General features: G+C 70.4%; 10 protein-coding genes. 7 read left to right on the top strand and 3 right to left on the bottom strand.

Going from position 1 to position 9,178, the window contains the following annotated elements; all coding sequences use genetic code 11:
* Positions 1–15 precede the first annotated feature (15 nt).
* From PV766_RS23300 to PV766_RS23310, 3 genes are read right to left on the bottom strand one after another with little or no spacing between them, the layout of a single operon-like run.
* Entirely contained in the window at positions 16–2,043 is a 2,028-nt protein-coding gene (locus tag PV766_RS23300) for an ATP-dependent DNA helicase (protein WP_421098025.1), read from the bottom strand.
* Positions 2,044–2,068: 25 nt separating this feature from the next.
* The gene (locus PV766_RS23305; protein WP_064063263.1) at positions 2,069–2,677 is read right to left on the bottom strand and encodes an isochorismatase family protein; all 609 of its coding nucleotides are present in this window, start codon (positions 2,675–2,677) and stop codon (positions 2,069–2,071) included.
* A 5-nt stretch (positions 2,678–2,682) separates the two neighbouring features.
* Positions 2,683–4,014 carry a nicotinate phosphoribosyltransferase gene (locus tag PV766_RS23310; RefSeq protein ID WP_421098026.1) on the bottom strand — a complete coding sequence of 444 codons (1,332 nt, stop codon included), beginning with the start codon at positions 4,012–4,014 and terminating at the stop codon, positions 2,683–2,685.
* 69 nt (positions 4,015–4,083) lie between these two features.
* On the opposite strand from PV766_RS23310, the gene clpS reads away from it, so the two are divergent.
* The 7 genes from clpS to rdgB all read left to right on the top strand — a co-directional run bounded on the left by clpS (position 4,084) and on the right by rdgB (position 9,100).
* On the top strand, positions 4,084–4,416 hold the full coding sequence (gene clpS, locus PV766_RS23315; protein ID WP_129978214.1) for an ATP-dependent Clp protease adapter ClpS: 333 nt from the start codon (positions 4,084–4,086) through the stop codon (positions 4,414–4,416).
* A gap of 24 nt (positions 4,417–4,440) precedes the next feature.
* Positions 4,441–5,019, top strand: coding sequence for a DUF2017 domain-containing protein (locus PV766_RS23320; RefSeq protein WP_016935701.1), 579 nt, complete (start codon positions 4,441–4,443; stop codon positions 5,017–5,019).
* Positions 5,016–6,110, top strand: a complete 1,095-nt coding sequence (locus PV766_RS23325; protein ID WP_421098027.1) for a P1 family peptidase — start codon at positions 5,016–5,018, stop codon at positions 6,108–6,110. The genes PV766_RS23320 and PV766_RS23325 overlap by 4 nt, the downstream gene beginning before the upstream one ends.
* A gap of 26 nt (positions 6,111–6,136) precedes the next feature.
* A complete protein-coding gene (locus PV766_RS23330) occupies positions 6,137–6,766 on the top strand; it encodes a rhomboid family intramembrane serine protease (RefSeq protein WP_421098028.1) in 630 nt (209 codons plus the stop codon).
* 130 nt (positions 6,767–6,896) lie between these two features.
* Positions 6,897–7,658, top strand: a complete 762-nt coding sequence (locus PV766_RS23335) for a cyclic nucleotide-degrading phosphodiesterase (protein WP_129978217.1) — start codon at positions 6,897–6,899, stop codon at positions 7,656–7,658.
* Positions 7,659–7,692: 34 nt separating this feature from the next.
* On the top strand, positions 7,693–8,481 hold the full coding sequence (rph, locus tag PV766_RS23340) for a ribonuclease PH (protein ID WP_421098029.1): 789 nt from the start codon (positions 7,693–7,695) through the stop codon (positions 8,479–8,481).
* Between the two features lie 7 nt (positions 8,482–8,488).
* Positions 8,489–9,100 (top strand): RdgB/HAM1 family non-canonical purine NTP pyrophosphatase, encoded by a 612-nt coding sequence (rdgB, locus tag PV766_RS23345; RefSeq protein WP_421098032.1) that lies wholly within the window; start codon positions 8,489–8,491, stop codon positions 9,098–9,100.
* Positions 9,101–9,178: the final 78 nt, after the last annotated feature.

Below are 9,178 nucleotides of genomic sequence, written 5' to 3' on the forward strand. Positions count from 1 at the left end.
AGGCCCGCCGGGTGCTCACTCCCGCAGACGCGTGAGTGCCCGGCGGACCACCGCAGGATCGGCGGTCTCCCAGAAGGGCGGCAGCGACGCGCGCAGATAGCCGCCGTACCGCGCGGTCGCCAGGCGCGAGTCGAGTACCGCCACCACACCCCGGTCGTCGGTGCTGCGCAGCAATCGCCCCACCCCCTGCGCGAGCAGAAGGGCGGCGTGGTTGGCGGCGACCGCCATGAACCCGTTGCCACCGCGGGCCTCGACGGCGCGCTGCCGGGCGACCAGCAGCGGATCGTCGGGCCGGGGGAACGGGATCCGGTCGATGATCACCAGCGACAACGACGGGCCCGGGACGTCGACGCCCTGCCACAACGACAGGGTGCCGAACAGGCTCGTCGCCTCGTCGGCCGCGAACTTCTCGACCAGCGCGCCGGTGGCGTCGTCGCCCTGGCACAGGATCGGTGTGTCGAGGCGCTCGCGTAGCGCCTCCGTGGCGGCCTTCGCGGCGCGCATCGAGGAGAACAATCCGAGTGTCCGGCCCTCGGCTGCGGTGACGAGTTCGGCGATCTCGTCCAGATGCGAAGGCGGCAGGCCGTCGCGGCCGGGTGGTGTCAGATGCTTGGCGATGTAGAGGATCCCGGCCTTCGCGTGGTCGAAGGGCGAGCCGACGTCGATGCCGTTCCACGCGAGATCGCCCTTGTCGGACGGTGGTTCGGCACCGGACGCGGCGGCGGTGTCGCTGCGCGCGGGCGACTGCGGCGGTAGACCCCAGTTGACCGCCAGACCGTCGAACGATCCGCCGACCGTGAGGGTCGCGGAGGTGAGGACGACGGTCGACTCGCCGAACAACCGGTTGCGCAGGAGCCCACCGACCGACAGCGGCGCGACCCGCACGGTGCGGCGGGCGTTGCCGCGGAACTCGTCGACGGCCAGCCACACGACGTCGGGTCGCTGCGAGGGATCGCGCTGCTCGAAGGTCGTGAGCACCCGGACCGCGCAGTCGTGTACCTCGTCGATCTCCGCCAGTGCCTGGCTGCGCGCGGCGGCGACCTCGGGATCGGTGCCGGGCTTGGCCGGTCCGATCGCCGTGTGCACGGCCCAGGCGGCGTCGCGGATCGAGGCCAGCGCGGCTGCGGCACCCTCGGGCAGGTCGTCCCAGCGACCCGCGGGAAGCTCGTCGAGGAACGACTCCCAGTTCTCGGCGGCGCCTTCGAGCCGGTCGATCTCCTCGTCCTCGACGAGCTTGACGCAGCGCCGCGCGGCCGCCGACACCGTGCCCGACGACAGTTCGGCCGTGGCGACGTTCGTGACGCGGTCGACGAGTTCGTGGGCCTCGTCGACGACCACGACATCGTGCTCGGGCAGGATCGAGATGCCGGTGATCGCGTCGATCGCGAGGAGCGCGTGGTTGGTGACGACCACGTCGACCTGTGCGGCCTCCGCGCGCGCGATCTCGGCGAAGCAGTCTTCTCCCACCGGGCACCGCGACTTGCCGAGGCACTCGCGCGCGGTGACGCTGAGCTGGCGCCAGGCCTGATCGGAGACGCCGGGGGAGAGGTCGTCGCGGTCGCCGGTCTCGGTGGTGGACGACCACTCGGTCACCCGGCGCACCTCGCGGCCGATGCGGGAGAGGGCGAACGCGTCGAACAGTTCGGCGTCGGGGGTCTCCTCGGCGAGGCCGGTGTGGATCTTGTTCAGGCACAGGTAGTTTCCGCGCCCCTTGAGGATCGCGAAACGCGGGCGCCGGCCGAGGGAGCCGGTGAGGGCATCGGCGAGCCGCGGCAGGTCGCGCTCGACGAGCTGCCGCTGCAACGCGATGGTCGCCGTGGAGACCACCACCGTGCGGCCCGTCTTCACCGCATACCGGATGCTCGGCACGAGATAGGCCAGCGACTTGCCGGTACCCGTGCCGGCCTGCACGGCGAGGTGTTCGCCGGTGTCGATGCTGTGCGCGACGGCCGAGGCCATCGTCAGCTGATTGCGCCGCTCCCTACCACCCAGCGCGTGTACCGCGGTTCGCAGCAATTCTGGGACTTCGGGGAGATCCGGCACCGGCACAGGGTATCGGTCTCCACCGTCACGTTCGGTCTGCGGCCCCGCGACCTGTGACTTCTGTGATATCCGGGACCTCGGTGAGCAGCTCGACGCCGGCCTGCCGCATCCGCTCGAGCGCGTCGCGGATCGTCGTCTCCGACACCCCTGCCGTGTAGGGCAGCAGCACCCGGACCCCGAAACCCTCCGCGATCGCGTCGAGCGCGGTGGCCCGCACGCAGTGGTCGGTGGCGATACCGACGATGTCGACATCGCTCACGTCGCGGTCGCGCAACCACGACACCAGCGCCGTGCCGTCGTCGTCGACTCCCTCGAATCCCGAATAGGCCGCGTCGGAAGCACCCTTCGAGAAGATCGCCTCGAACCGGTCGGTGGTCAGCTCCGGATGGAAGTCGGCGCCCGGCGTGCCCGCCCGGCAATGCGGCGGCCACGAGTCGACGAAATCGGGTTCGGGAGAGAAGTGCTCTCCCGGATCGACGTGGTGGTCGCGGGTGGCGACGATGTGCGCGTAGTCGTCACCGCGCACCTGCAGCAGACGGGTGATGTCGGACGCCACCTGCGACCCGCCGACCACGGCGAGCGAACCGCCCTCGCAGAAGTCGTTCTGGACGTCGACGACCAGTAGTGCGCGCATCGCACTCACCTCTCACGGACGAAACGGGTGGGGATCGCGGGATCCCCGGCCGAGAGCGTCAGACCCTCCCAGGGCAGACTCACCATGCTCCGGCGGAGGAACTCCCGGCTCTCCTCCAGGGTAGGCAGATCGTCGACCGGCTCGCCGCCGCGGATCAGCGGGATCATCAGCGGGTGGACCTGCGAACCCTCGCCCGGCGGAACCTGCTCGGCCCGCGCGGGATAGACGACCTCCTCGACGAGCGTGCCGGTTCGCCGCGCGTACCGCACGGCCTTCTTCGCGCCCCCTCGGGACTCCTTCGCCGCGCTGCGCTTCTCGACCGGGAGACCGTCGACCTCCACGAGCTTGAAGACCATCCCGGCGGTCGGGGCACCGGAACCGGTGACCACCGACGTGCCCACCCCGTACGCGTCGACCGGCTCCGCCCGCAGACCCGCGATGCCGTACTCGTCGAGATCACCGGACATCACGATCTTCGTGCCGGTCGCGCCGAGCTTGTCGAGCTGCTCGCGCACCTGGCGCGCGAGCACACCGAGATCACCCGAATCGATGCGCACTCCGCCGAGTTCGGGGCCGGCCACCGCGATCGCGGTGTTCACGCCCTCGGTGATGTCGTAGGTGTCCACCAGCAGGGTCGTGCCCACACCGAGGCTCTCGACCTGGCTGCGGAAGGCGGACGCCTCGTCGCGGCCCTCCGTCGTGGTGTGCAAGAGGGTGAACGCGTGTGCGGCAGTGCCCGCGGCGGGAATGCCGTACCGCTTCGCGGCCTGCAGATTGGACGTCGAGTCGAAACCGGCGAGATAGGCCGCGCGCGCCGCTGCGACCGCCGCTTCCTCGTGGGTGCGTCGCGAACCCATCTCGATGAGGGCGCGGCCGTCGGCGACACTCACCATGCGCGCCGCCGCCGAGGCGACAGCGCTGTCGTGGTTGAAGATCGACAGGGTCAGCGTCTCGAGCAGCACGCACTCGGCGAAGGTGCCTCTCACCGCCAGGATCGGCGAACCCGGGAAGTAGAAGTCGCCCTCGCGGTAACCGTCGATGTCGCCGGAGAACCGGAAGTCGCGCAGCCACTCGACGGTGCCCGGCGCCAGGAAACCGGCCGCGAGTTCGAGTTCGGCCTCGTCGAACCGGAACGATTCGAGCGCCTCGACCAGCCGTGCGGTGCCCGCCACGACGCCGTACCGCCGACCTGCGGGGAGGCGGCGGGCGAAGACCTCGAAGACACACGGGCGGTCGCCCGAACCGTCTGCCAGGGCAGCCTCGAGCATCGTCAGTTCGTATTTGTCGGTGAACAGTGCGGTGCCGGAGCGACCGGCACGGAGAATGGCTTCGGGCACTCGATCACTGTAGAGCCACGGGTACCGAGGCGGGTTTTTCGCGGTGCTCCGAAGTCGTACCCTGGGAACATGGCGCCGTGTAGCACGACCACTCCGCTCGACGTCCAGTCGATGGCAGGACAGGCCGTCCCGGCCGAAGCCGAAATCGTCGAGGAAGTAGAAGCGGTCGACAAACCATGGGTGACCGTGGTCTGGGACGACCCCGTCAACCTCATGCACTACGTGACGTTCATCTTCCAGAAACTGTTCGGGTACAGCAAGGCCAAGGCCACCGAGCTCATGCTCAAAGTCCACAACGAGGGCAAGGCCGTCGTGTCCAGTGGTTCGCGTGACAAGATGGAACACGACGTGCAGCGTCTGCACGCCGCCGGACTGTGGGCGACGATGCAACGCGACGAATGATCCCCACAGGAGGGCCCGACCGACGTGCGGCAGTGGACCAGGAAGAACTCGCTCAGCGGCCCCAAGCTCCGGTCGGAGATGGACGCCCACGAAGCGTCGGTGCTGCGCTCGCTCGTGTCCTCCGTGCTGGGCATGCTCGAGGAACGCGCCGGGCAGGCCCCGCAGGACGACCTCGCCGCCCTGACCGGTCTGCGCACCGGTAACGCCGTCCCCCCCGAGATCCCGGCGCTGCGCCGCCTCCTGCCCGACTTCCACCGCCCGGATTCCGACTCCGCCGCCAACGTCGGCGACGACGCTGCCGACCTCAACGGTGCGATGCGGAGCCTGCACGAGCCGAGCATCATCGACGCCAAGCTCGCGGCCGGCGCGGTCATTCTCCGCACCGTGCCCGAAAGCGGTGGCAAAGTGGTGCTCAACCCCGAACAGGCCGAAGCGTGGCTGTACGGACTCAACGACGTGCGGCTCGCACTCGGCACCACCCTCGGCATCGACGCCGACACCCCCGACGTCCTCGACGACGACGATCCGCGCGCCCCGCATCTCGACGTCTACCACTGGCTCACGTGGATGCAGGACTCCCTCGTCCAGGCGCTGCAGCCGTGATCGTGCCGGGACCGACCGACTCCCTGCTCGACGTCGCGGGGCTGAGCGTCGGTCACTGGCACCGCCTCGACTCCGAGGTCACCGTCGGCACACCCGAGATTCCCGGCGAGGGTGCCGCCACCGGATGCACCGTCGTACTCGCCGACCCGTCGGCCGTCGCGTCGGTGGACGTGCGCGGCGGGGGACCGGGCACGCGGGAGACCGACCTGCTCGATCCGAGCCACTCGGTGCAGCGTGTCGACGCGGTCCTCCTCACCGGAGGCAGCGCGTACGGGCTGGCCGCCGCCGACGGCGTGATGCGCTATCTCGAGAAGAACGGCAGGGGGATCCCGATGGGCGCCCCCGGCGCGGTCGTCCCGATCGTCCCCGGCGCCGTCGTCTTCGATCTTCCCGTGGGGGAGTGGTCGGTGCGGCCGACCACCGATTCCGGATGGGCTGCCGCGGCCACCGCGAGCTCCACGCACTTCGCCCGGGGGAGCGTCGGCGCGGGCACCGGTGCCCGCGCGGGGGCGCTCAAGGGCGGACTCGGATCGGCGAGCGTGCAGATCACGGACGGTCCCGCGGCGGGAATCACCGTGGCGGCGCTGATGGTCGCCAATCCCGTCGGGTCGGTGTTCGACAGCGTGACCGGCCTGCCCTGGGGCGTCGACGCCGCGCGCGCCGAAGAACTGGGACTGTCGTCGCCCTCGGCATCGGACCTGGCAGCAGCCCGGGCGCTCGGCGACAAAGGCACCGTCCTCAACACCACGATCGGCGTGGTGGCCACAGACGCGCCGCTGTCGAAAGCGGCGTGCCGTCGGGTCGCGGTCACCGGTCACGACGGGCTCGGGCGCGCGATCCGTCCCGCGCATTCCCCGCTGGACGGCGACACGATCTTCGCTCTGTCGACGGGCACCGCCGACGTATCGGACACCCTGCGCGCCGCGCCGTCGATCCCGGCCTTCGCCGCCGAACTGCCGATCCTCGCCGCGGTCTGCGAGGCCGCGGCCGTGGTGGTCGAACGCGCAATCGTCGACGCGATCCTCTCCGCGACCTCCGTCGCCGACATTCCCGCCTATCGCGACGTGCTGCCATCGGTCTTCGGCCGCTGACCGATATATGACGGCAGAATGGTTCCATGACCATTCCCAGCGGTACCGGCGCCGACACCCGTCTCCGGCCGATCTGGCAACGTGCCGGACTGTGGATCGGGGGATTCGTCGCGATGCTCTACGGCGTCGAAGCCGCCGACGCGGTGCTCCCGGCCGATCTCGACGCCGCCGGTGTCGAGCCCCGCACCGCCGACGGACTGTGGGGTGTGTTGTTCGCGCCGATCCTGCACGCCGACTGGGCCCATCTGACCGCGAACACCGTGCCCGCCCTCGTCCTCGGGTTCCTGGTGCTGCTCTCCGGTATCGGCCGCGGGCTGGCCGCGACCGCGATCATCTGGGTCGTCGCCGGATCGGGGACGTGGCTGATCGCCGGCTCGGGCGAGACCCACATCGGTGCGTCGAGCCTGATCTTCGGTTGGCTCACCTACCTGATCGTGCGCGGCGTGTTCACGCGTAAGGCGGGGCAGATCGTGCTCGGTGTGGTGGTGCTGTTCCTCTACGGCGGCATGCTGTGGGGTGTGCTGCCGAGCGAACCGTGGATCTCCTGGGAAGGGCACTTCTTCGGCGCGGTCGGGGGCGTCCTCGCGGCGTGGGCGTTGTCCGCCGACGCGCGTCGTGCGCGCCGCACCACCACGACGTCGGCCCTCCCTCGCTGAACTCCACCGACCGGCCGCGGAAGGTGGCCGAGCGATCCGCGCGTCACACCGTCACGGCCACTGTGAGTCTGCGCCCGTAATACGCGCGTTGGCTTCATCGAGGGACCTTCGGCATGGCAGCATGGCGTGTATGCGCATGACCGTTCTGGGGTGCTCGGGCAGTGTGGCCGGGCCGGATTCCGCAGCCTCCGGCTACCTGCTGACGGCACCGGACACCCCGCCTCTGGTCATCGACTTCGGTCCCGGCGTCCTCGGAGCGCTCCAACGGCACGCCGATCCCGGTGAAGTATCGATCCTGCTCTCCCATCTGCACGCCGATCACTGCCTCGACCTGCCCGGTCTGTTGGTGTGGCGCCGCTACTCGCCGTCCCGCCCGCACGGCCGCGTCCTCACCTACGGCCCCGCCGGGACCGCCCACCGCATCGGCGTGGCGTCCGCCGAGATCCCCGGCGAGGTCGACGACGTCAGCGACACCCTCGACGTCCGGATACTGGGCGACGGCGAGCCGATCCGGTTCGGGAGCCTGACCATCTGCCCGGGGCGCGTCCATCATCCGCCGGAAGCCTACGGTTTCCGTATCTCCAGCGATTCCGGTCGCACCCTCGTCTACACCGGCGACACCGGGATGTGCGACGAGGTGGTCGAGCTCGCGCGCGGAGCCGATGTGCTGCTGGCCGAGGCATCGTGGACCCACGCACCCGGGCAACGCCCGGAGGGGATACATCTGTCCGGAACCGAAGCCGGTCGCATCGCGGCTCTCGCCGGTGCCGGCGAACTCCTCCTCACCCACATTCCGCCGTGGACCTCCCGCGAGGACGTCATCGCCGAAGCCAAGGCCGAGTACTCCGGACCGGTCCACGCGGTCTCGGCCGGAGACGTGTACCGCATCTGAAACGCCCGTCCCGCGATCGCCTAGGCTCGGACGGGTGACGACACGAGAAGACGGCAGAGCGGACGACGAACTCCGGACCATTCGCATCACCCGCGGATTCACCAATCATCCGGCGGGCTCGGTGCTCGTCGAATTCGGGCAGACCCGCGTGATGTGCACCGCCAGCGCCGAGGAAGGCGTCCCGCGGTGGCGTAGGGGATCCGGGCTCGGCTGGTTGACCGCCGAGTACGCGATGCTCCCCGCCGCCACCCACACCCGCAGCGGACGCGAGTCGGTCAAGGGCAAGCTCGGCGGCCGCACCCAGGAGATCAGCCGCCTGGTCGGCCGGTCGCTGCGCGCGTGCATCGACCTCGCCGCGCTCGGCGAGAACACCATCGCGATCGACTGCGACGTGCTGCAGGCCGACGGAGGCACCCGCACCGCAGCGATCACCGGCGCCTACGTCGCCCTGGTCGATGCGGTCGCCTACCTGCGTGCCGCAGGCCGCCTCGCCGACCCGCAGCCCATCTCGTGCCAGATCGCCGCCGTCAGCGTCGGCGTGGTCGACGGGCGTGTCCGCCTCGACCTGCCCTACGAGGAGGACGTGCGCGCCGAGGTCGACATGAACGTCGTCGCGACCGAGACGGGCACCCTCGTCGAGGTTCAGGGCACGGGCGAAGGTGCGACCTTCCCGCGCTCCACGCTCGACGCGATGCTCGATTCGTCGCTCGCCGGGATCGCGGAACTGTGCCGGATCCAGCGCGAGGTGCTCGCCGACCCGTACCCGGGTGCTCTTCCCGAGCCGGTCGAGTCCGAGACAGTCAAGAAGAAGTTCGGAGTCTGACGTGCGGGTGCTGGTCGCAAGCCGCAATGCGAAGAAGCTGCGCGAACTGCAGCGCGTGCTCGACCGCGCAGGGATCGAGGGCATCGAGCTCGTAGGCCTCGACACCGTCCCGCCCTACCCGGAGGCCCCCGAGACGGGGGAGACCTTCGAGGCGAACGCCGGGGCCAAGGCGCGCGACGGCGCCGCGGCCACGGGCATGGCGTGTGTGGCCGACGACTCCGGTCTCGAGGTCGACGCCCTCCGCGGCATGCCGGGAGTGCTGTCCGCGCGCTGGAGCGGACGTCACGGCGACGACGAGGCCAACACCGCACTGCTGCTCGGGCAACTGCAGGACGTGCCGGACGAGCGGCGCGGGGTCGCCTTCGTGTCGGCCTGCGCGCTCGTCGTGCCGTCGGACGACGGATTCGTCACGACCGTCGTGCGCGGTGAGTGGCGCGGCAGTATCGTGCGCGAACCGCGCGGCGACAACGGTTTCGGATACGACCCGGTCTTCCGCCCCGAAGGCGAGGAACGCACCGCCGCCGAACTGTCCGCGGACGAGAAGGACGCACAGTCGCACCGAGGACGGGCACTCGCCCAGCTCGTACCCGCCCTCGCTGCGCTCGCCGCGACCGGTTAACTGTTGCGGGTCATGACGTTGTAGACACCACCAGGGGCTGACGAAGGCGGACGGGCCTTCCGACGGCAGGATGGGAAG

Origin of the sequence: Rhodococcus sp. As11, from assembly GCF_048957735.1 — a bacterium.
GTDB lineage: Bacteria > Actinomycetota > Actinomycetes > Mycobacteriales > Mycobacteriaceae > Rhodococcus > Rhodococcus gordoniae.